General features: G+C 61.5%; 22 protein-coding genes. 9 read left to right on the top strand and 13 right to left on the bottom strand.

Annotated elements, in window-relative coordinates; all coding sequences use genetic code 11:
* Positions 1 to 58: 58 nt before the first annotated feature.
* From lysA to argH, 4 genes are read right to left on the bottom strand one after another with little or no spacing between them, the layout of a single operon-like run.
* On the bottom strand, positions 59 to 1,324 hold the full coding sequence (lysA, locus tag HCZ30_RS14250) for a diaminopimelate decarboxylase (RefSeq protein WP_167638975.1): 1,266 nt from the start codon (positions 1,322 to 1,324) through the stop codon (positions 59 to 61).
* A gap of 56 nt (positions 1,325 to 1,380) precedes the next feature.
* Positions 1,381 to 1,698: a DUF2834 domain-containing protein gene (locus HCZ30_RS14245; protein WP_167638974.1), complete on the bottom strand. Its 318-nt coding sequence runs from the start codon at positions 1,696 to 1,698 to the stop codon at positions 1,381 to 1,383.
* The gene (locus tag HCZ30_RS14240; protein ID WP_167638973.1) at positions 1,698 to 1,874 is read right to left on the bottom strand and encodes a hypothetical protein; all 177 of its coding nucleotides are present in this window, start codon (positions 1,872 to 1,874) and stop codon (positions 1,698 to 1,700) included. The genes HCZ30_RS14245 and HCZ30_RS14240 overlap by 1 nt, the downstream gene beginning before the upstream one ends.
* On the bottom strand, positions 1,871 to 3,259 hold the full coding sequence (gene argH, locus HCZ30_RS14235) for an argininosuccinate lyase (protein ID WP_167638972.1): 1,389 nt from the start codon (positions 3,257 to 3,259) through the stop codon (positions 1,871 to 1,873). Before argH ends, HCZ30_RS14240 begins: the two co-directional genes overlap by 4 nt.
* A 13-nt stretch (positions 3,260 to 3,272) precedes the next feature.
* Here argH and HCZ30_RS14230 point away from each other — a divergent pair, with 13 nt between their 5' ends.
* Positions 3,273 to 3,821 (top strand): TlpA disulfide reductase family protein, encoded by a 549-nt coding sequence (locus HCZ30_RS14230; RefSeq protein ID WP_167638971.1) that lies wholly within the window; start codon positions 3,273 to 3,275, stop codon positions 3,819 to 3,821.
* Here the strand turns inward: HCZ30_RS14230 and HCZ30_RS14225 are convergent, their stop codons facing one another.
* Positions 3,822 to 4,388 carry a YqgE/AlgH family protein gene (locus HCZ30_RS14225; RefSeq protein WP_167638970.1) on the bottom strand — a complete coding sequence of 189 codons (567 nt, stop codon included), beginning with the start codon at positions 4,386 to 4,388 and terminating at the stop codon, positions 3,822 to 3,824.
* Positions 4,389 to 4,492: 104 nt separating this feature from the next.
* On the opposite strand from HCZ30_RS14225, the gene HCZ30_RS14220 reads away from it, so the two are divergent.
* A complete protein-coding gene (locus HCZ30_RS14220; protein ID WP_167638969.1) occupies positions 4,493 to 5,287 on the top strand; it encodes a protein-disulfide reductase DsbD domain-containing protein in 795 nt (264 codons plus the stop codon).
* Here HCZ30_RS14220 and HCZ30_RS14215 read toward each other — a convergent pair.
* From HCZ30_RS14215 to HCZ30_RS14200, 4 genes are all read right to left on the bottom strand, one after another.
* The gene (locus HCZ30_RS14215; RefSeq protein WP_167638968.1) at positions 5,284 to 8,637 is read right to left on the bottom strand and encodes an efflux RND transporter permease subunit; all 3,354 of its coding nucleotides are present in this window, start codon (positions 8,635 to 8,637) and stop codon (positions 5,284 to 5,286) included. The two genes, HCZ30_RS14220 and HCZ30_RS14215, sit on opposite strands and share 4 nt — an antisense overlap.
* A gap of 1 nt (position 8,638) precedes the next feature.
* Positions 8,639 to 9,988 carry an efflux RND transporter periplasmic adaptor subunit gene (locus HCZ30_RS14210; protein ID WP_348640400.1) on the bottom strand — a complete coding sequence of 450 codons (1,350 nt, stop codon included), beginning with the start codon at positions 9,986 to 9,988 and terminating at the stop codon, positions 8,639 to 8,641.
* Positions 9,989 to 10,173: 185 nt separating this feature from the next.
* On the bottom strand, positions 10,174 to 10,716 hold the full coding sequence (gene moaB, locus HCZ30_RS14205; protein WP_167638966.1) for a molybdenum cofactor biosynthesis protein B: 543 nt from the start codon (positions 10,714 to 10,716) through the stop codon (positions 10,174 to 10,176).
* 2 nt (positions 10,717 to 10,718) lie between these two features.
* Complete coding sequence (locus HCZ30_RS14200; protein ID WP_167638965.1) at positions 10,719 to 11,495, bottom strand: uracil-DNA glycosylase; 777 nt, start codon at positions 11,493 to 11,495, stop codon at positions 10,719 to 10,721.
* Between the two features lie 114 nt (positions 11,496 to 11,609).
* Here HCZ30_RS14200 and HCZ30_RS14195 point away from each other — a divergent pair, with 114 nt between their 5' ends.
* From HCZ30_RS14195 to plsY, 5 genes are all read left to right on the top strand, one after another.
* The gene (locus HCZ30_RS14195; protein WP_167638964.1) at positions 11,610 to 12,572 is read left to right on the top strand and encodes an aspartate carbamoyltransferase catalytic subunit; all 963 of its coding nucleotides are present in this window, start codon (positions 11,610 to 11,612) and stop codon (positions 12,570 to 12,572) included.
* On the top strand, positions 12,569 to 13,111 hold the full coding sequence (locus tag HCZ30_RS14190) for a hypothetical protein (protein ID WP_167638963.1): 543 nt from the start codon (positions 12,569 to 12,571) through the stop codon (positions 13,109 to 13,111). The genes HCZ30_RS14195 and HCZ30_RS14190 overlap by 4 nt, the downstream gene beginning before the upstream one ends.
* 3 nt (positions 13,112 to 13,114) lie before the next feature.
* Positions 13,115 to 13,585 carry a hypothetical protein gene (locus HCZ30_RS14185; RefSeq protein WP_167638962.1) on the top strand — a complete coding sequence of 157 codons (471 nt, stop codon included), beginning with the start codon at positions 13,115 to 13,117 and terminating at the stop codon, positions 13,583 to 13,585.
* A gap of 81 nt (positions 13,586 to 13,666) precedes the next feature.
* Entirely contained in the window at positions 13,667 to 14,950 is a 1,284-nt protein-coding gene (pyrC, locus tag HCZ30_RS14180) for a dihydroorotase (protein WP_167638961.1), read from the top strand.
* Between the two features lie 3 nt (positions 14,951 to 14,953).
* Positions 14,954 to 15,562, top strand: coding sequence for a glycerol-3-phosphate 1-O-acyltransferase PlsY (plsY, locus tag HCZ30_RS14175; protein WP_167638960.1), 609 nt, complete (start codon positions 14,954 to 14,956; stop codon positions 15,560 to 15,562).
* Between the two features lie 31 nt (positions 15,563 to 15,593).
* On the opposite strand, the gene HCZ30_RS14170 is transcribed toward plsY, so the two are convergent.
* The 4 genes from HCZ30_RS14170 to HCZ30_RS14155 form a co-directional block, all read right to left on the bottom strand.
* A complete protein-coding gene (locus tag HCZ30_RS14170; RefSeq protein WP_167638959.1) occupies positions 15,594 to 16,964 on the bottom strand; it encodes a glutamate--cysteine ligase in 1,371 nt (456 codons plus the stop codon).
* Between the two features lie 78 nt (positions 16,965 to 17,042).
* On the bottom strand, positions 17,043 to 17,567 hold the full coding sequence (locus HCZ30_RS14165) for a hypothetical protein (protein WP_167638958.1): 525 nt from the start codon (positions 17,565 to 17,567) through the stop codon (positions 17,043 to 17,045).
* Positions 17,560 to 18,378 carry a GNAT family N-acetyltransferase gene (locus tag HCZ30_RS14160; RefSeq protein WP_167638957.1) on the bottom strand — a complete coding sequence of 273 codons (819 nt, stop codon included), beginning with the start codon at positions 18,376 to 18,378 and terminating at the stop codon, positions 17,560 to 17,562. Before HCZ30_RS14160 ends, HCZ30_RS14165 begins: the two co-directional genes overlap by 8 nt.
* Positions 18,375 to 19,097 carry a 16S rRNA (uracil(1498)-N(3))-methyltransferase gene (locus HCZ30_RS14155; RefSeq protein ID WP_167638956.1) on the bottom strand — a complete coding sequence of 241 codons (723 nt, stop codon included), beginning with the start codon at positions 19,095 to 19,097 and terminating at the stop codon, positions 18,375 to 18,377. Before HCZ30_RS14155 ends, HCZ30_RS14160 begins: the two co-directional genes overlap by 4 nt.
* Before the next feature lie 123 nt (positions 19,098 to 19,220).
* Here HCZ30_RS14155 and ubiA point away from each other — a divergent pair, with 123 nt between their 5' ends.
* Positions 19,221 to 20,180, top strand: coding sequence for a 4-hydroxybenzoate octaprenyltransferase (gene ubiA, locus HCZ30_RS14150; protein WP_167638955.1), 960 nt, complete (start codon positions 19,221 to 19,223; stop codon positions 20,178 to 20,180).
* 58 nt (positions 20,181 to 20,238) lie between these two features.
* A complete protein-coding gene (locus HCZ30_RS14145) occupies positions 20,239 to 22,140 on the top strand; it encodes an OmpA family protein (RefSeq protein ID WP_167638954.1) in 1,902 nt (633 codons plus the stop codon).
* The last annotated feature ends 8 nt before the right edge of the window (positions 22,141 to 22,148 follow it).

Below are 22,148 nucleotides of genomic sequence, written 5' to 3'. Positions count from 1 at the left end.
TGCGTGTTGGATCGGTCAGTGTGCTTACTCCGGTCGGTTCGCTCCGACCTTTAACACGTCAGAGCCACTCGGGAACGATATCGCGAGCGATCATCTCTTCATAGGTGGGGCGTCGGCGGATAACTGCAAATTTATCGCCGTCGACCAGCACCTCGGGTATCAGCGGACGCGAGTTATATTCGCTCGCCATCACTGCGCCATAAGCACCGGCAGAGCGGAACGCGATCAGATCACCGGGGTTAAGGTCGGTCATCTCGCGGCCCTTGGCGAAGGTATCGCCGGACTCGCAGATCGGACCGACTACATCGAAGTTGGTCTTCTCGGCACCCGCAGCAGGTTCGATAACGGGCTCGATATCGTGGTGAGCATCGTACATCGCGGGGCGCAGCAGGTCGTTCATGGCTGCGTCGATGATGAGGAAACGGCGGTCCTCGCCTTCCTTGACGTAGATAACCTCGGACACCAGAAGACCGGAGTTACCCGCGATAAGTCGGCCCGGTTCGATCTCGACCTCGCAGCCGAGGTGGCCGACTTCTTCGCGGATGACCTGACCGAGGTCCATCGGCAGCGGCGGCACCTCGTTCGAGCGGGTGTAGGGAATGCCCAGACCGCCGCCCAGATCGAGGCGGGTGATCTGGTGACCGTCTGCGCGGAGCGTTTCCGTCAGTTCGGCTACTTTGCGATAGGCCAGACGGAACGGTTCGAGGTCGGTCAACTGCGAGCCGATGTGCACGTCGATGCCGACGACCTTCAGACCGTCCAGCTCGGCGGCGCGTGCGTAGACCTCGCGCGCGCGGCTGATCGGGATACCGAACTTGTTCTCTTTCTTGCCGGTCGCAATCTTGGCGTGGGTCTTCGCATCGACGTCGGGGTTCACGCGGATAGTGATCGGAGCCACAGCGCCGAGCGATACGGCGACTTCGGACAGCGCTTCCATCTCCGGCTCGGATTCCACGTTGAACTGACGGATGCCGCCTTCGATGGCGATACGCATTTCTTCGCGGGTTTTGCCGACGCCCGAAAACACGATCTTGTCGCCCGAGATACCGGCGGCCTTGGCGCGGAGGTATTCGCCAATTGACACAACGTCGATGCCAGCCCCCGCCTGACCGAGCAGCTTGAGCACGGCGATGTTCGACAGCGACTTCATCGCGAAGCAAACGAGGTGCTCCATGCCTTCGAGCGATTCATCGAAAACCTGGAAATGACGCAGAAGTGTGGCCTTGGAATAGACGTAGAACGGCGTTCCGACCTCTTTGGCGATGTCGGTGATGGCAACGTCTTCGGCGTGCAACACGCCATTCTGGTAGATAAAATGATCCATGAGACCCTCCGCGCTTCGGGACGTCTCATATCAAATCGGGCGGAAACCCCAAGCCCTTAGTTTACAGGGCGTGTCCGCATGAAAAGGTAGAGCGGTAGGCCGCAGCTCACACCGATGCAGAAGGTCGCGGGGATCGCGATCAGCGCGGACCAGTTGCGTCGCACCGAAACCTCGGCCAGCACCCAGACCGTCAGAGCAATCGCGGCAATCGTCAGGTCCCATGTCAGGCCCGTCGTCGCCTCGTTCACATACCATGCGTCGATCAGACCGCCGAGGCCGGTTTGGTTTTCGCGCATGTAGGTGATGAAGTGCTGCATGGGACGCACCGCGCCCCACACAGCCAAGACGATATAGATGCCGCGCAGCAGGGACATCAGCAGGCCACGTTCAGCGAAACGGTACCGTTCGTGCCGCCGACGTTGCAGGAAGTGGCCAGCTGTCCGTTCTGGTTCACCGTAAGCCCGAGGTTCGCCACAGGGCGGATCGGGGCACCGTCAGCACCGCAAGCGGCGAGGGCGACAAGGGTCAGGACAGCGACAACGGTTTTCATGCGAGCAACTCTTTCCAGCGTGCGATCTGCTTTTTCACCTGAACAGGTGAAGTACCGCCGTAGCTTTGACGCGACATGACCGATGCTTCAACGGTCAAAACGTCAAAGACGCCTTCGTTGATGTTATCGTGAACGGACTTCATGTCTTCGATGGTCAGGTCAGGCAGGTCGCAGCCCTTGCCCTCGGCCATCGCGACAAGCGCGCCGGTGACGTGGTGGGCATCGCGGAACGGCATGCCCAGTTCGCGCACCAGCCAGTCGGCAAGGTCGGTCGCGGTCGAGAAGCCCGAAGCCGCCGACTTGCGCAGGTTTTCACGCTGCGGCGCCATGGTTTCGACCATGCCGGTCATCGCGGCGAGCGACAGCATCAGGTTGTCGGCGGCGTCGAAGACCTGCTCTTTGTCTTCCTGCATGTCCTTTGAATAGGTCAGCGGAAGGCCCTTCATCACGGTCATCAGCGCGACGTTGGCACCGAAGATACGGCCGATTTTGGCGCGGATCAGTTCGGCTGCATCGGGGTTCTTCTTCTGCGGCATGATCGACGAACCGGTCGACCACTGGTCCGACATCACGACAAAGCGGAACTGGGCCGAGGACCAGATGACCAGCTCTTCGGCAAAACGGCTGAGGTGCATCGCGCAGATCGATGCGGCAGCGAGGAATTCGAGCGCGAAGTCGCGATCCGAAGTCGAATCGAGCGAGTTGGCCGACGGACGGTCGAAGCCCAGCGCCTCTGCGGTCATGTGGCGGTCGATATTGAAACCGGTACCTGCCAGCGCAGCCCCGCCCAGCGGGCTTTCGTTCATGCGCTTGCGGGCATCGGCAAAACGCGAACGGTCGCGGTTCAACATCTCGACATAGGCCAGCATATGATGGCCCCAAGTCACGGGCTGCGCGGTTTGCAGGTGCGTAAAGCCCGGCATCACCCAATCAGCGGCGGCTTCGGCCTGACCGATGAGTGCCTTCATCAGGGCTTCGAGCGCGCCATCGACGGCATCGCACTGGTCGCGAACCCACAGACGGAAGTCGACGGCGACCTGATCGTTGCGGCTACGTGCAGTGTGAAGACGACCTGCAGGCTCGCCGATGATTTCTTTCAGGCGGGCTTCGACATTCATGTGAATGTCTTCGAGCGCCTTTGAAAACTGGAAATCACCTGCTTCAATCTCTGACAATACGGTGAGCAGGCCTTCCCGAATGGCTTCGGCATCTTTATCGGTAATGATGCCCTGCGCGGCGAGCATCGCGGCGTGGGCGCGGGAACCCTCGATGTCCTGTCGTGCCAGACGCTTGTCAAAATCGATGGAAGCGTTGATCGCCTCCATGATGGCGTCCGGTCCGGCGGAGAAACGCCCGCCCCACATCGCGTTCGAAGTCTTGGTCATAATCGGAGGTCCCATGCGGAAACTTGTGTCTGCGCTGCTTTATACGTCACTCGCGCTTGTTGCAAACGGCGCGCTGGCAGAAAGCACCCCGCCAGCAGAACTGACTGGCGAGATGAGCGCACTGAACTGGCACAGCGAGCCGCGAGAGCTCAGCGATATGGCCTTCCAGAGCCGCGATGGCGCGGAGACCACTTTTGCCGATCACGAGGGCAAAGTACTCGTCGTGAACTTCTGGGCGACGTGGTGCGCGCCCTGCCGCGAAGAGATGCCGTCACTGGCCGCGCTTCAGGATGAAATGGGGGGCGAGGATTTCGAAGTCATCACCATCGCGACCGGACGCAACCCGCCCGCCGCCGTCGACCGTTTCTTCGAAGAGATCGGCGTCGATAGTCTGCCGATCTACATGGACAATTCGATGAAGGTCGCCCGTTCGATGGCGGTGCTTGGCCTGCCAGTGACGATTGTTGTCGACAAAGAGGGCAACGAAGTCGCCCGCCTCACTGGCGGCGCGGACTGGAATAGCGCCGAAGCTAAGGCGCTCATTCAGGCAATGGTCGACTGATCAGGCGTGACCCGCTTCGCTGGAAAGCGTGAGCGGGTTGATCCCCATGTGCTTGAGCGCGGCGCTCCATTTCAGGTCATTCGCACGTCCGAACACGATGTCGTCGCGCGCATCGCAGGTCAGCCAACCGTTCTGGCCGATCTCTTCCTCAAGCTGGAGCGGCCCCCAACCGGAATAGCCCAGCGCCAGTAGCGACGCCTTCGGCCCGTTGCCATGCGCCAGTTCGCGCAGCACATCGGTCGTGCCGGTCATGGAGGTGTTTTCATCGACCTCAAGCGTGCCGTGCTCCGAATGATAATCGGACGAGTGCAGGACGAATCCCCGACCGTGCTCGACGGGACCGCCGATATGGACGCGCAGATCACGCGGCGCATCGGCCTCGATCTGCAATTGCCCGAGAAGGTCTTTGAACCGGATTTCAGGCGCGGGCTTGTTCACCACAAGTCCCATCGCGCCCTCTTCCGTATGGGCACACACATACACAACAGCGTTTTCAAAACGCGGATCACCCATACCGGGCATGGCGACGAGAAGTTTTCCCGAAAGGTTTGTCGAAGCAAATTCCATACCCTGATGATGTGGTGCGAAAGAGCCACGATCAAGGGCGGCTTGTAATTAGTCTCGCTGCAACGTGACTTTCCATGCTCGCCGCGCCGCGTAAATTGCATCTCATGAGAAACGCTGCTCTTTCCTTCATCACTTCTATTCTGCTCGCGACGTCTGCCCATGCGGACGACCCGATTGCGCATATCGAAGTGCTGCCCGGCTGGACGACCCGCACTGGCACTTACATGACCGGTATCCGGATCAACCTTCAGCAGGGCTGGAAAACCTACTGGCGTGCGCCGGGGGATGCGGGAATCCCGCCACTCTTCTCTTGGGCGGGGTCGGAGAACTTCGACAGCGTTTCGATCCACTGGCCCACGCCGGACGTGTTCGACTCGAACGGAATGCAGACCATCGGCTACCACGATTCGGTCGTCATCCCGCTGGAGCTTGGCGCAACTGGCGGTCAGGTCCACCTCAAGGGACAGGTCGAGCTGGGCGTTTGCGACGATATCTGTATGCCCGTGCAGCTCAGCTTCGATGCGCTTCTGCCTGACGGCAACCGGCCCACGCCCGCTATCGCCGGCGCGTTGATGGATCGCCCCATGCCCGCGCAGCGGGCGAACGTCGGTCCCGTGAAATGCGAGGCCGAGCCTAGCGAAGATGGCATCACTGTCACCGCGCATATCCCGATGCCCTCGGCGGGCAGCGAAGAAGTCGTGGTCATTGAAACGCCCGATCCGCAGCTTTGGGTTTCGGAGACAGAAAGCTGGCGTGAAGGCCAAACCCTTGTCGCAGAGGCGGATATCGTTGCGCCGCGCGGACAGCCGATTGCGCTCGACCGTTCGCGGCTGCGGTTCACCGTTCTGGGCAGCGAACGTGCCGTAGACATCAAAGGCTGCGCGGGAGTGGGCGGTTAAGCCCTCCTCCCCAACGCAATGGCCGAGATGGCGTAGATCGCCAGCAGGCCGGCACCCAAAATCGCAGCGAACAGTCCGAAGGACGCTGCCACACTTGCCGGCAGCCCAGCAAGTGGTGCACCCAGCATCGCCGGAACGACGACCGCACCAAGCGCACCAAGCATCAGCAGGACGCCAAGCACCGTCGGCACCCAAATCCGTCGCGGCGCGCGGAGCGCATGGCGGAAGGATGATATCTGCCGCGAGATATCCGCTTGGATCGCCATCAGCGACGGCACGACAAGCAGCACAATCACCAGACCGAAGCTCAGACCGTAGACAAGTGTGATCACCGTGGGCTTGAGAAACTGCGCATCGCTCGACCGCTCATAGAGCAACGGCGCGAGCCCAAGCACAGTCGTCGCCGTCGTCAATAACACGGCACGCAAACGATCCGACACGCCGTCGATGATGGCAGGGAACAGGCCCCTTTCTTCGGCGTATTCATCGACCGTCGTCACCAGAACGATGGAGTCGTTAATCACGATCCCCACCATCCCGAGCAGGCCGACGACCGTGAACATACTCATCGGCTCGGACCAGTGGTTATGTCCCCAGATCGTGCCGACAAGCGCAAACGGGATAACCGACATCACGACGAGCGGACGGGTCCAGCTTGCGAAAATCCACGACAGGGTCAGGTAGATGCCCGAGAGGACGAAGATCAGGCCGAGCCGCGCATCATTGAGGAAGCGGTTTTCCTGCTCGCTCAGACCGCCGAGCGTCGCGGTGACGCCGTAGTTCGTCTCCAGCTTGGGCAGGATGTCCTCGTTCATCGACAGTTTGACCTCGACCGCGCGGTCCGGATTTTCGTCATCCAGATCGCCGGTGACAGAGATCAGCATGATCCCGTCCTCGCGCTGCACGGTGCTGAAACCCGTTTCGCGGCTGACCGTGACGATATCCGCGAGCGGCACGTAGTCACCCGACGAGGCACGCATCATCATCCGGTCAAGGAAGTCTGCCGTCAGTTCGTCCTCGGGCAGTTGCACCGTAATCTGTGCGCTGCGTGTCCCGTCAGGATAGGTCGCGGCAGTGATGCCTGACAGACGGCGGCGCAGTTCGGCACCTAGCTGGTCGATGGTAAAGCCCAGCGCCTGCCCCTGCGGGGTGAGCGTCAGGACCAGCTCCTCCTTGTCGTAGGACAGCGAATCTTCAAGACCCGAGACTTCGGGGATCTGGCCAAGTTCGGTCTTCAGCGCTTCGGCAGCGGCCTTCAGCGTGTCGGCATCCGCGCCGCCCAGTTCGACCTCAAGCGAGTTACCCCCCGGCCCTGCGCCCCACGAACGGAAGCTGAGCGTTTCGGTCATCGGGCTGGTCTGCACCTCGGCCTGCAACGCCGCGACGAATTCGCTCGACGTCATGGGGCGTTCGTCCTGACCGATCAGTTCGATAGTGATCGCGCCGAGCTGCCAGGTTTCCTTGTCCTCGGCCCCCGTCAGACCGCGACCGGAGTTCCCGCCAACCTGCGCGATGACGTATTTGATCGGGTCTACGCCTGTTTCGACCTCGTAGGTCTCCGCGACGGCATCGGTCGCGCGTTGTAGCTCCGCAATCATATCAAGCGTATCTTCACGCGTCGCACCGGCGAGCATGGCGATATTGCCGCTGACCTGACCCTGCTCGGGTGAGGAGAAGAACCGCCACTGCACGTCGCCGCGCACGAACACCGCAATCTGCGTGGCGAGCAGGAAAATCGCACCCGCAATAACAGCGTAGCGGGCCGTAATGACGGCAGTGATAATGCGGCGGAACACGTTCTCGCGGAACCAGCCAAAGCCCGCGTTCACCCACTTCGACGGCAGATCATACCACCGCTCGCGCCCACCGACGCTGTGCGACAGGTGGTGGGGCAGGACGATAAAACATTCGAACAGACTCGCGGTAAGCACGGCGACCACGGTGAACGGAATGTCGGAAATCAGGTCTCCGAACCGGCCGCTGATGATCATCAGGCCGAAGAACGCGATGTTGGTTGTGATCGTCGCGGAGAACACAGGGCTGAACATGCGGCGCGCAGCGTTCTCGGCGGCCACGACTGGCAGCTCGCCCAAGTGGCGCGCACGGAAATCGGCATGTTCGCCCACGACAATCGCGTCATCCACAATGATGCCGAGTGTAATAATCAGCGCGAAAAGCGAGATCATATTGATCGTCAGCCCGCCCACATACATCAGCGCAATCGCCGCCAGCATCGACACCGGAATACCCATCGCAACCCAGATCGCGGTGCGGGCATTCAGGAACAGGAACAGCAGCAGGATTACGAGCGCGAGACCCTCGGCACCGTTCACCAACAGAATATCGAGGCGGGACGTGATCTGCTCCGCCCGTGTGTTCACCAGATCAATGCTGACGCCTGCGGGAAGGGTCGGGCGCATGGCCTCCGCCACGTCTTCGACCGAGTGTTGCAGACCGATGGCATCGCCTTGTGCGGTGCGGACCACGCCGATCTCGATAGCGGGATTCTCACCGACATAGAAAGCGCGGTCACGGTCGGGGCCTTGAACTGTAATCGTCGCCACATCCCCGATGGTCAGCTCGCTGTTGTCGTCTTCGGAGCGCAGGACGATGCCCGAAATTGCCTCGGCACTGCGTTTTTCAACGCCTGTCCGCACACGGCTTGCACCGGCGACATCACCCACTGGCGAGGCGTTGACTTCTGCCGCGATGGCGCTGGAAATCTCGCTCAGCGTCACGTCGTGCTGCATGAGCGATAACGAGGTAACCTCGATCACCGTTTCGGGCGCAGCGACACCCTGGATAGTGGTGCGGGTCACGCCAGCGGCGAAGAGCCGCGTGACCATTTCGTCCGCGAGGCGGGACAGTTGGTCGACACCCACAGGACCGGTGATGACCACGTCCGTCACGCTGTCACGCCATGCAGACTGGTAAATCGTCGGGTCTTCGGCCTCGTCCGGCAGGTTGGACACCGAGGCCAGTGCTGCTTCGACGTCTTTCTCGGCTTGGTCCAGATCGTAACCCGGCTCGAACTCCATCGTGATGCGGGCAGACCCTTCGGAAGAACGGGAACTGGTGCCGCTCACCCCGTCGACGGCGAGCAGGACCGGATCAAGCACCTGCACAATAGCGCGGTCGACGTCTTCGGCCCCTGCCCCGTCCCACTGGACCGACACGCGAATGGATTCGGTTACAACGTCAGGAAAGAATTGTGCCCGCAGGTTCGGGTAGGAGAACGCGCCAGCCACGACCATGAGCACCATCAACAGGTTGGCTGCAGTCCGGTGGCGCGTGAAATAAGACAGGATACCGCCAGCACCCCGCCCCCAGATATCGGAACCTTTGGCCATCTCAGCCTCCCATCCGGCTTTCGAGCCGCTCTACAGTCGCGGCGGGGACGGACGGTTGTTCGAGCTGCGCGAGGATGCCCGACTTCATCTCGTCCGGCATCTGGCTAGCAGTCACGAAGGCAACCAACTTGGCGCGACGCTCATCGTCGAGATCGATCATCTCGGTCGCTTCGGCGGTTTCCTCGGTTGTGCCGCCAACGGGCTCCACTTTGATACCGGAGCCAAGAAGCGGCGAGCGGGTCACGACGATCTGGCGACCCGCGAGGTCGGACACGGAGATAATCACGTCATCGCCCTGACGGCGGAGCAGCTCGATCATCACGAATTCCAGACGGTTATCTTCGCCAAGGGCCAAAACACCGCCATCCGAACCAACAGCAGTCGACGGGACGCTGGCCACATTGGTAAGATCGGGTTCTGTAATCTTGACCGAAACGAAGTCACCGGGACGCAGGCCCGGCGCGGGATCAAGCTGCGCATACAGCAAACGGCCAGTCTGGCCATCACCGACAGTGGCGCTTTCGCGTGTGATACGGCCCGTCGTTTCGAGCGAGAAGCCGGAGACCTCAAGCGCAACGGTCACTGGCAGATCAAGCAGATCGCCATCGTCACCTAGCAGACGGACGTATTGGGCGGTCGAAACGCGGAAAGCGACCTCAAGCGCGGACGGGTCAATGAGTTCCGCAATCTGTTCGTTGGCTGTGACGCGGCCGCCTTGAAGCGCAGAGACACCCGAAAGCGTGCCGTCAAAATTCGCGTTGATGTCGGTGTCGGCGACGGTGCGCTCTGCCTCTTCGACGGTCAGCTTCACACGGTCGAGCGAGGTCATCGCCTGATCTACGCGCGCCTCGGCCTGAGCGACGGAATTGCGCTGCGACAGGACGGTGGATTGGGCGGATGCCACGGCAAGCTCGGCGGTTTCAACGTCGGCAGCGGTGGCCGTGCCGCGCTCTCGCAGCGACCTTGCGCGATCCAGCGCGGCTTGGCGAAGGTCGGCCTGGCCCTGCGCTTCGGTGAGGCTGTCGCGGGCAATCTCCAGCGCGCTCTGAGCGTCGCGTAGTTCGGCTTCGGCATCACGCTGATCGGCCTCGGCGCGGAACAGATCAGACTCGGCATCGGTAGGGTCGATCTTGACTAGCAACTGACCGGCCTCGACGCTGCCGCCTTCAACAAACGCCGGATCGGTTTCAATCACTGTGCCTGCCACGGGACTACGCAAAAGCAGTGTCCGCAGCGCACGAATTTCGCCGAAGACCGTCATTTCAGGAGCAATTGTTTCAGGCGTCACGGTCACGACATCAACAGACGCGACCCTCTCGCGCTGACCGAACGATCGCGGTTCCTGCGCCATTTTCTCGGCCACGGCGAGCCGCAGCGTGTTGCCTGCCAAGACCAATAGAGCAAGCGTTAATCCCAGTAGAAATAAGCCTGTTAGGCTTCTGCGTAGAAATCGCATATGTAGTGTTCCCGTCACTGACGTCGGCGGGACTGTGACAGGTCACCGGCCGAGCTCAAGTCTACATACGCGGGTTTACGTTATTTCCGTCGCATATGTTCATCGAGGCGCGGCATGATCTCGACAAAGTTACAGGGGCGGTGCCGGAAATCGAGCTGTTTGACCAAGATTTCATCCCAAGCATCGCGGCAGGCACCCGGACTTCCCGGCAGTGCGAAGAGGTACGTGCCCAGAGCCACACCAGCGGTCGCACGGCTCTGCACAGCGCTTGTTCCGATCTTCTGCATCGAGACGATGGTGAACACCGTCCCGAAGGCGTCGATTTCTTTCTCGTAGACATCGCGGTGCGCTTCGACGGTCACATCGCGGCCTGTCAGACCTGTGCCACCGGTCGAAATGACGACGTCGATGCCGTCATCCACGCACCATGCACGGAGCTGCGAGGCAATCGCGTCGCGCTCATCGGGCAGGATCTTGCGAGCGGCCAGCACATGACCGGCCTCCGCAATGCGCTCCACCAGCGTATCGCCCGAACGGTCATCAGCGAGCGAGCGGGTGTCGCTGACTGTCAGAACGGCGATCCGCACCGGAATGAACTCTTTGGTTTGGTCGATGCGGCTCATAGTCAGTCTTCCAGTCTTGCACTCAAATCGAGGAGGTCCGCCCAAGCCTCGCGCTTGGCGAGCGGTTGGCGGAGCAGATAAGCGGGGTGGAACACCGGCAGCACGGGTTTGCCCAGCGCCTCGGTCCAGTTGCCGCGAATACGGGTGATCCCGCCCTTGCCGAGCAGCGCCTGACACGGCGTATTGCCCATCAGGACGATGAAGTCGGGCGACACCAGTTCAACGTGCCGCTTCAGGAACGGCAGCATCATCGCGATTTCCTTGGCATCGGGCGTGCGGTTCGCAGGCGGGCGCCACGGCATCACGTTGGTGATGTAGATCGACTTTGCCGGATCGGGCGAACTGCGCGTGAGGCCGATGCAGCCGAACATCTTGTCCAGCAGATGACCCGCGCGGCCAACGAACGGCTTACCGGCGAGGTCTTCCTCGCGGCCCGGCGCTTCGCCGATGATCATCACGCGGGCATCGGGATTGCCGTCGCAGAAGACGAAGTTCTTCGCCCCCAGCTTTAGTTCACAATGTTCGAACGCCTGCATCGCATCGCCCAGCGCTTCTCGGGACACGGCAGCGGATGCGGCAGTAGTGGCTTCCTGAGCGGGGTCGACCTCCACGGGCTGCGGAGGAACAGGCGGGCCTTTGGGCTTCGCCTCGACGGCAACAGGCTCTTCGACCTTTTCGAAACGGTCAACGGGCGCGTCGAGAATAGCCTCGTCCACGCCAAGCTCGACCTGCCATTCCAGCAGGGCCCGTGCTGTCCAATAATCAACCGCAGAATCCATAGCGGCGACACTATTCGGTTTTTGAACCGATGTGCAGAGGCAAACGCGCCTGCGCCGCTTGCCGCCGTGTTGACCTGTTCCTATAAGCAGGCAGCCGCGCCATCGGAGGACAAAATGACTTTCAACGCTGCCCACCTTCTGGGAATCGAACACCTCCACCCGACGGAAATCACGACTTTGCTCGATCTGGCGGACACTTACGCCAACGACAACCGTGCAGGCATCGCGCACAAGGACGTGCTCGCGGGCCTGACCCAAGTGAACATGTTCTTCGAGAATTCGACCCGCACCCAGTCGAGCTTCGAGCTTGCGGGCAAGCGCCTCGGTGCGGACGTGATGAACATGTCGATGGCGACTTCTTCGGTCAAAAAGGGCGAGACGCTGATTGACACCGCGTTGACGCTGAACGCGATGCACCCCGATCTGCTGGTCGTGCGTCACGGCTCCTCGGGCGCTGTCGACCTTCTGGCGCAGAAAGTGAACTGTGCCGTCCTGAACGCCGGTGACGGCCGTCACGAGCATCCGACGCAAGCGCTGCTTGACGCGCTCACCATCCGCCGCGCCAAAGGCCGCCTGCATCGCCTGAACATCGCGATTTGCGGTGACATCGCCCACAGCCGCGTGGCCCGTTCCAACATTCTGCTGCTCGGCAAGATGGAGAACCGCATCCGCCTGATCGCTCCGCCGACCCTGATGCCCTCGGGCGTGCAGGAATTCGGCGTCGAGGTGTACGACGACATGCGCGAAGGTCTGAAGGACGTCGACGTCGTCATGATGCTCCGCCTTCAGAAAGAACGCATGGACGGCGGCTTCATTCCGTCGGAACGCGAGTATTTCCACCGCTTCGGCCTCGATGCCGAGAAATTTGCCTACGCCAAGGAAGACGCTATCGTCATGCATCCGGGGCCGATGAACCGCGGTGTGGAAATCGACGGCACGATTGCTGACGATATCAACCACTCCGTGATCCAGACGCAGGTCGAGATGGGCGTTGCCGTCCGCATGGCCGCCATGGATTTGCTGGCTCGCAACCTCCGCGCCCGCCGCGCGGCAGAGCAACAGGACACGATGGTATGACCGACAACCCGCTCCACATCCCGAATGGCCACATCGGAACCGCTTGGGTTTTCACGGTCGACATTCCGGAGAGCGAGTTTGACGCCTTCAAGGCCAGCGGAATCGACGCCGCCACCGGCCAGATCATCGACACGGATTTCATCGAGTTGTTCGATCCCGCGAACCTCGCCGGATACAGCCTGAGCCGCTATCTGTCGGAGGCGAATGGCCTCCATCATGAACAGGTCGCTGCCGATGCCGCTAATCTCGATGCCATCACCAAGCCTGTGCTGATCATCTATTCCTCGTCGCTCCGTGATGGCCCGCTGGATTTCGATCCGAAAGCGCCGGTGGATTTCGTGGGCCGCTACGACAACCAGCCAACCAAGCCCGTGCAGGCGTCAATTGACGGTCAACACGACAGCGAAGGGTTCGGCGTCAGCGCGCCTAACACCACCAAGAAGCCCAAATCCGACGCGCGGATAGGCGGAATGGTCGCAATGGCCGCGCTTGCCGTCATGGCTCTGCTGGTTATCCTGATGGTGTTCATCGCAGGATAAAATATGGCCCAGCGTCAGCACCACCAACACAATGCGGTTCTGGGCATGAACCGCACTTTCGTTCCGACGCTCCCGCTCGAAGATGGCGAAGTCGAGCTTGCCCGCTATCAGGCCGACACCATGACCTTTTGGCGGTCGCAGGCGTGGATCGCGCTGTTCTTTTCGATCCTCGCGGCCGGCATCCTGATCGGTATCGGCAATGCGTACTGGTGGACGGGCGTGGTCGGCGCGATGGCCGCAATCGGTGTGCGGACGCTGTACCTTGGCCCCGACGAACGCAAAGACGTGTGGGTTCTCACCAACTACCGCCTTATGGGGCCGATGAACCGCAGCACGACGCTGTCCAACATCAAAGCGGTCAATGTGATCTGGACCGCCGTGCAGGTTGTCACCATCACCGGCGACAAGATTCTGATCCGCTACCGCCCCGATCCCGCAGAGACCAAAGCCGAAATCGAGCGCGCCGCGTCCTGACGTGGCACCTCTGCGACCTTTTCACTGCCGCCGATAAGCGTTAGACCCCGCCTAACGGGCCGCCTGCCCGAGGGGTTGGACATGAACGATATTCTCTTCAAGAACGCACGCCTCATCGATCCGGTCACTCTCACCGACGAGAGCGGTTCGATTGCGGTCAAGAATGGAAAGATTTCCGCCGTTTATCGCGGAAACGAAGCCGACAACGTGACCGCGACCGAGGTAATCGACTGCGGCGGCATGTGCCTCGCTCCGGGCATCGTTGATATGGGCGTGAAGGTTTGCGAACCCGGTGAGCGCCACAAGGAATCCTACCGCTCTGCTGGACGCGCGGCCGCTGCGGGCGGCGTTACCACCATCGTGACACGCCCCGACACGTCGCAACCCATCGACAACCCCGAAACGCTGGAATTCGTCGCCCGCCGTGCGCAGCAGGACTGCAAGGTCAACGTGCTCCACATGGCGGCGCTGACCAAAGGTCGCGCTGGCGGCGAGATGACCGAGATCGGATTCCTCCTCGATGGCGGCGCTGTCGCCTTTACTGACGTCGATAATGTCACGACCGACACCAAGGTTCTGACCCGCGCCCTGACCTATGCCCGCAGCCTCGGCGCTCTGGTGGTCGGTCACCCGCAGGAGCCTGTGCTGTCGAAAGGTGCGGCTGTGACCTCGGGCAAGTTCGCCTCGCTCCGCGGCCTGCCTGCCGTCTCCCCGATGGCAGAGCGTATGGGCCTCGACCGCGACATTTCCCTGCTGGAGATGACCGGCGCCCGCTATCACGCTGACCAGATCACCACCGCCCGCGCCCTGCCTGCGCTGGAACGGGCAAAGCGCAATGGCCTCGACATCACCGCAGGTGTCAGCATCCATCACCTGACGCTCAACGAGTTCGACGTTGCCGACTATCGCACGTTCTTCAAACTGACCCCGCCGCTGCGGAGCGAGGACGACCGTCAGGCGGTTATCGACGCGGTGGATAGCGGGCTGATCGACATCATCTGCTCCATGCACTCCCCGCAGGACGAAGAGTCCAAGCGCCTGCCGTTCGAGGATGCCGCATCGGGTGCCGTTGGTCTTGAGACGCTCCTCCCCGCAGCGCTGCGCCTTTATCACAACGAACAGCTGACCCTGCCGAAGCTATTCCGCGCCTTGTCGCTGAACCCTGCGCGCCGTCTGGGTCTGGACTGTGGTCGCCTGCTTGAAGGTGCGCCTGCCGACCTCGTGCTGTTCGATCCGGATGCGCCGTTTATCCTCGACCGTGCGAACCTGAAATCCAAATCCAAGAACACACCGTTTGACGGGGCCCGCATGCAGGGTACTGTCGCCGGAACATGGGTTGCGGGTCGCCGCATCGTCGAGGAGTAATCAATGCCCACCCTCACCGAAGCGCCGCTTGTTCTGCTCCTCTGGGCTGTTGTCGGCTACCTTCTGGGGTCGATCCCGTTCGGGATGATCCTGTCCAAACTGATGAACCTCGGCGATCTGCGGAGCATCGGGTCGGGCAACATCGGCGCAACCAATGTCCTGCGTACTGGCAATAAGAAAGCCGCCTTCGCAACGCTGATCCTCGATGGTGGCAAGGGTGCCGTTGCCGTGCTTCTGGCGCGTGAACTGGCAGGTGACAGCGCTGCGCAAGTCGCGGCATTTGCGTCGTTCCTCGGTCACTGCTTCCCGATCTACATCGGCTTCAAAGGCGGCAAAGGCGTCGCGACCTTTATCGGTATCGCGCTCGCGATTGCATGGCCCGTTGGCCTGCTGGTCTGTCTGACATGGCTCGTCGTCGCCGTCGTGACCCGCTACTCGTCGCTTTCGGCGCTGGCGGCAGCCACGCTGGCCCCGTTCATCGCGTACTTCCTCGGCTTCGGTCAGATGGTGCTGCTGTTCATCCTGCTCGCGCTCGTGATTTACGTGCGGCACAAGACGAATATCGAGCGGCTTCTTTCCGGTCAGGAAAGCAAGATCGGCAACAAAGGCTAGACGAAAGGGCACCCGAAGGTGCCCTTTTTCATTAGTAGCGGTAGGCTTCGTAGATCTTTGTCAGATCACCGCCCCAGTCACCGTTGTAGTGGTCGAGCAGTTCGTCCGCAGGTGTCTTGCCGCTCTCCACGCTTTCTTTCAGCGCGTTAAGGAAGTGGGTCTCGTCAGGGATCAGGCCGTTCGCTCCGGTACGGGCGCGGGCCTTGAGGCCACCTTCGGCGATCGAAACGACTTCGCGAGCCAATTCGTGCATGTTGATATCGCCGACCTGCGCCTGAAGCCCCTGTTCGGACGCCGCAACGCGCAGCGTCTCGCGGGTCTCGGCATCCCAGCCTTTGACGATATCCCAAGCGGCATCCATAGCGGACTGGTCGTACAGGAGACCAACCCAGAACGCAGGCAGCGCGCATAGGCGACGCCACGGGCCACCATCGGCGCCGCGCATTTCGATGAACTTCTTCAGGCGCACCTCGGGGAAGACAGTGGTCAAGTGGTCCGCCCAGTCCGACATCGTCGGCTTTTCACCCGGCAGCGCGGGAAGCTCGCCCTTGAGGAAGTCGCGGAACGACTGGCCCAGCGCGTCGATGTATTTGCCGTCGCGGTAGACGAAGTACATCGGCACATCGAGCACATATTCGACGTAACGCTCGAAGCCGAAGTCTTCTTCGAACACGAACGGCAGCATACCAGTGCGGGAATCGTCGAGGCCGCGCCAAACACGGCTGCGCCACGACTTGTGACCGTTCACCTTACCGTCGAGGAACGGCGAATTCGCAAACAGCGCAGTTGCGAGCGGCTGAAGTGCCAGCGACACGCGCATCTTCTGGATCATGTCCGCTTCGGACGAAAAGTCGAGGTTCACCTGAACCGTGCTGGTCCGGTACATCATCTGTTTGCCGTGGGTGCCGACGCGATCCATGTAATCGGTCATCAGGGCATAGCGGCCCTTGGGCATACGCGGCATGTCATCGTGCGACCAGATCGGCGCAGCGCCGAGGCCGATGAATTCGACACCGATCTCGTCCGCGATGCTTTTGACTTCGCGCAGGTGGGTGTTCACCTCGTCGCAGGTCTGGTGAATGGTTTCGAGAGGCGCGCCCGACAGTTCCAGCTGTCCACCTGGTTCGAGGCTGACGTTCGCACCGTCCTTTGTCAGGCCAATGATGTTGTCGCCTTCAAAAACCGGATCCCAGTCATAGCGGGACTGAAGCGCCTCCAGCACGGCCTTGATCGAGCGCGGGCCGTCGTAAGGCAGCGGGCGCAGGTTGTCTTTGCAGTAGCCGAACTTCTCGTGCTCGGTCCCGATCCGCCAGTCGGACTTGGGCTTGCAGCCGGATGCAAGGTACTCAGCGAGGTCTTCGTGACGCTCGATGAGGCCGCCGCCGGATTGGGGAATAGACATGGAAAGCCTCGATCGTTGGCTGTGTCGGGAACAAACAGGTGTAGTCAAACGGTGGCCAAGTCAACCCGACCGCCAGCGTTAATCGAGCTGCCTCTGCTGCGAACGCCACAGGTGAAAACGCCCCGCTTCGTCAGAAGACATAGCACGCAGCGCCGCATCGTAGTCGAGCCCCTTGAGAGCGGAGAGCACATCTACGATCTTTTCCGCGCCCTTGGCGCTGGCCGGAACCACCAGACGTTCGCCGTCGGTTTGCAGGAAAACCCAGAGCGCTTCGCCTTCGGGCGTGATCTGAATGTCCACCGTAGCAAGGGCGTCCATCGCGATGGAGCCGCCGAAATGGCCCGACATCCATGTGATACGCCGCTCGTCGATTTCGACGATGCCCGGGCCTTTTCCGGTCGACTTGCCCGTCAGACGCGCGCGGCGCAGCCCTTCGACAGCGAGGCCGAAACCGGCCACCACGATCGCCACACCAAGCCCGCGCATCATCCCGAAGCTGATCGTGATCCACCAAACGCCGAACAGCACGATCGCGCAGCCGAACATTGCCTGTGCATATCGAGCGAGAAAGACGCGGACTTCGGGGCGTAGAAACTCAGACAATTTGCGGCTCTTTCATGATGAACAGGGTGAAGTCACCGATGCGTTCGAACCCGATGGCCTGATAGGCGCGCGCCGCCGACTCGTTGGCGGCAAACAGCGTTCCGTGGCGGACACCTTCGTTGCGGGCCCGTTCCATCAGGAGGGCCGTCACGCGTTTGGCGTAGCCGCGACCACGGTGGGCGTGCGGCGTGAACACACCGCCGACCTGCACGATATCCGTCAGTCGCGCGTTGAGGTTTGCCATCGCGACAGGCGTTTCACCATCCATGAGCACGATGTAGTCGCGGCCCGATAGTGCCTTGAGGTAGGTCTGCCGCCCCTCCTCCATCGCATCGACCGGATCGCGGCCAAGGACTTCCTGCATGTAGGGCGGGAACCACTCCGCGACCTCGCTCGGCGCTTCGCTGATGTGGACCACGTGGGTGTCACCGTCTGGAGTGACCACCTTGTCGAGGTCGAGCAGGAAATGCGGCTCATCGCGGCTGACCAAGGTCGGATTATCCAGCCCGAGCGCGTCGATCAACGGGCGGGCCTCATCGGTCGGGGCGAGGACGCCTTTGACCGTGTTACCGGCGAGCAGTTCGGGCTTCGGACCCGTCGGGCAACACGGCATCGCGTTGCCTTCGTTCGTGAGCGCGATGAGGTCGGTGATCTCGCCTGCTGCATTCCGCACCAGATAGCAGTGCGTGCCATATGGCCCGTCGGCACCGATCCCGTGATTGAACAGGTTGGACAGCGGGAACATGGCGCGATGCGGCGCTTGGTTCAGAAACGCAATGATCTCCGGCACATCGGCTTCGGTCGCCTTCATTCCCAGTCACCGAGGTGCTGTTGCCAGACGGTCACCGCCGCAACGGCAGCGGTATCGGCACGCAGGATACGCGGGCCGAGGCTCACCGAATGCGCATAGGGCTGACGCTTCAGCCGTTCGCGTTCGCTTTCCGAGAACCCGCCTTCCGGCCCGATGAGTATCGCCCAAGGACCGCGCGGCACGTTGCCCAGCGCCTCTTTGGCGCCGACCAGCGTTTCGTCACAGAACATCAGCTGGCGGCTCGCATCCCAGTGGTCGAGCACCTTGGGCAGCTTTTGCAACTCCATCACCTCAGGCACAAAAGTCCCGCCGCATTGTTCGGCGGCTTCCAAAGCGTGCGCTTGCAGGCGTTCCTGATTGATGCGGGCGGAGTTGGTGAATTCGGTCTGCACGGGAATGATCTTTGCCGCGCCCATCTCTGCGGCTTTTTCGACGATGAAGTCGGTGCGGTCTTTCTTGATCGGCGCAAAATAGAACCACAGGTCCGGCGGCATTTGCAGCGGCTTCGTTTGCACTACGCAGCGCAGAGACCCACTTTTCTTTCCGGCCTGAACGACCTCGGCATCCCATTCGCCGTCCTTGCCATTAAACAGTGAAATCACCGTCCCGACATCGAGGCGCATGACGCCGAACAGGTAATGCGCCTGCTCTTTCGCAAGCGGAACATCCAGACCCTCAGCCAGAGGGCAATCGACAAAGAGACGTACTTTCGAAGCCATAGCCGGACAATATGTTTGCCCCTCCCCGATTGCCAGAGGCCAATGGCGCAGCATTGACGATTTGCTCTTCACGGCGGGGTTGCTCTACATAGGACCGAATTTCGCAGTCACGGGGCAATCCAGATGTCGGAACAGAGCCAAACACCGCAAGGCACGGTCGCGGATGCGGTCAAGGGAAACTGGGTCGATACCATCGCTCCGGCATGGAGCCGCCCTTACCTGCGCCTGTCCCGCGCCGACCGCCCGATCGGGACGTGGCTGCTGCTTTTGCCATGCTGGTGGAGCCTGCTGCTCGCCATGCTGAGCACCAATACGGCGAGCTGGTATGACCTCTGGATCGCTGTCGGCTGCGCTGCCGGAGCGTTCCTGATGCGCGGCGCGGGTTGTACGTGGAATGACATCACCGACCGCAAGATCGACGCGCAGGTCGCGCGGACCCGTTCGCGACCAATCCCCTCGGGGCAGGTCACGACAAAGCAAGCGGCCGCGTGGATGGCGATCCAGTCGCTCGTGTCGCTCGGTATCCTGCTGACCTTCCCGCCGTTCGCTATCGCGCTTGGCGTCCTGTCGCTCGGCCCCGTGGCGATCTATCCGTTTGCGAAGCGGTTCACATGGTGGCCGCAGGTCTTCCTCGGCATTGCGTTCAACTGGGGCGCTCTGGTCGGATGGGCGGCGCATACGGGCAGCCTGAGCGCGGCGCCCGTGATCCTCTACTTCGCGGGCATCTGGTGGACGCTATTCTACGACACCATATACGCGCACCAAGACACCGAGGACGACGCGCTGATCGGCGTGAAATCCACGGCACGCCTGTTTGGCGAACAGTCCGCGCAGTGGCTCCGCCGCTTCCTTGTTCTTACGGTGCTCTTCGCGATGGCAGCGACGATCCTGGCCACGCTCGACCGGAACCCGCTTTCGCTGGTGGTCGCGCTTTGCGGCGTTTGGGCGCTGGGGTGGCACCTGATGTGGCAGCTCACGCGCTTCGCTCCCGAAGATAACGACCGTCTGCTCATGCTTTTCCGCTCGAACCGGAATGCGGGACTGATCCCTGTGCTGTTTTTCGCCTGCGCACTGCTCATTTGATTGAACTACCGCCTGTTGCGTCCTACACACCTTGCGGGACACTCAAGAACGGCAATTCATGCGGCTTTCTTCTATTCTCATCCGCGTCGCAACTTTCGGCGCAGCGGCACTCGTCGCCTATGTGGGCTCGAGCACCTCTGTCAGTTTGCTTGAAAAACGATCCGGCATGGCGGTGCAGGAAGCGCTGATCGACGCGAACATGGCGTGGTCGCGCGTGATTGCGGACGGCCTCCAGATTGTCATTGAGGGCGAAGCGCCGACGGAAGTCGCACGCCTCCGCGCGGTGACTGTTGCTGGCGGGGTCGTCGATGCGAGCCGCGTGATCAACAACGCCAGCGTCAAAGACACCAGCCGCGCCGTAGCCCCTGACTTTGCGATCGAGATGCTCCGCAACGAAAGCGGCGTATCCCTGATCGGCCTCATTCCCGCAGATACCGATCGCGAAAGCCTGACCGACGACCTGCAAGACATGGCCGAAGGTGATCCGGTGACCGACCTGCTGGAAACCGCGGACTACCCCGTTCCGTCCAGTTGGCGCGCGTCGATGCACTTTGGCGTCCGCGCGATGGATATCCTTCCCCGCTCGAAAATCTCGGTATCGGCTGGTCTGGTCCAGATCACAGCTAGCTCTGACAGCCCTGAACAACGTGCCCAACTGGAACGCCGGATTCGTGCGATGAAGCCCGAAGGCGTCGCGATGCAGCTGAATATCACAGCGCCGCGCCCCGTCGTCAGCCCGTTTATCACCCGCTTTATCCTCGACACCAATGGCGCCCGCTTTGAAGCGTGCACCGCTGACACCGCCGAAGCGCAGGACATAATCCTGCAAGCCGCAGCCAACGCCGGTTTCGAAGGTCGCAGCGGCTGTACGCTCGGCCTCGGCTCCCCATCGCGCCAGTGGGGCAACGTTGTATCCCAGTCGATCGAGGCGATTGCGTCTCTCGGCGGCGGCACCCTGACGGTGAGCGATGCCGATGTGACCATCGAAGCGCTGATCGACACCCCGCAGGACACTTTCGATGAAGTCGTTGGCCGCCTCGAAAACCGTCTTCCCGAAGTATTCGCGCTCAGCGCCACGCTGCCAGAGCCGGAAGTCGAATCCGAGACCGGTCCGCCGCAGTTCATTGCCGCGCTGACCGACGATGACGGTGTGACACTGACCGGACGCCTCCCGAACGATCTTACGACGACGCTTGTCGAGAACTTCGCGCAAGCCCGTTTCCCCGGTAGCGAGGTCGAGATGGGTACGCTCACCGACGAAAACCTGCCGACCGACTGGCAGGTCCGCATTCTGGCTGGTCTCGAAGCTCTCTCTCGCCTGAAAGAAGGTTCGCTGACCGTGGAGCCTGATAGCATCGTCGTGTCAGGCACCACTGGCAACGAAGAGGCATCCGCCGACATCTCCGGCCTTCTTGTGAACAAGCTCGGACCGGACGCGGATTTCAGCATCAACGTCGAATATCTGCCGGAGCTCGATCTGGTCGTCGCGGGCCCCTCGCCGGAACAGTGCGTGTCGCAGATCAACATCGTAACCGCGAATCGTAAGATCACCTTTGATCCGGGTTCGGCCACGCTGACCGCCGAAGCTGGCGCGACGATGAACGACATCGCCGAGATCCTCAGCCAGTGTATCGACCTTAGCATCGAAATCGCGGGTTATACCGATAGCCAGGGCCGCGAAGAGATGAACCTCGCTCTGTCGCAGGAACGCGCCGAAGCGGTTCTGTCCGCCCTGCGTGCCCGCCGCGTGCCGACCTCCAGCTTCAATGCAATCGGTTACGGCGAGGCCGATCCGATTGCCGACAACGGCACCGAAGAAGGCCGCGAGGCGAACCGCCGCATCGAGTTCCGTCTTGTGACCGAGGATGAGGCCGCCGAAGACGGTGAAGCCACTGCCGAAGAAGACGCGGACGCAACCGCCGAAGAAACACCAGCCGAGCCCGAAGCGGCTGCCGAATAAGGACGATC

Source organism: Marivivens donghaensis (assembly GCF_011806565.1).
In the GTDB taxonomy this organism is placed as follows: Bacteria; Pseudomonadota; Alphaproteobacteria; order Rhodobacterales; family Rhodobacteraceae; genus Marivivens; species Marivivens donghaensis_A.
Note: the sequence above shows the minus strand (reverse complement) of the source record. Positions and strands in the feature narration are given on the sequence as shown.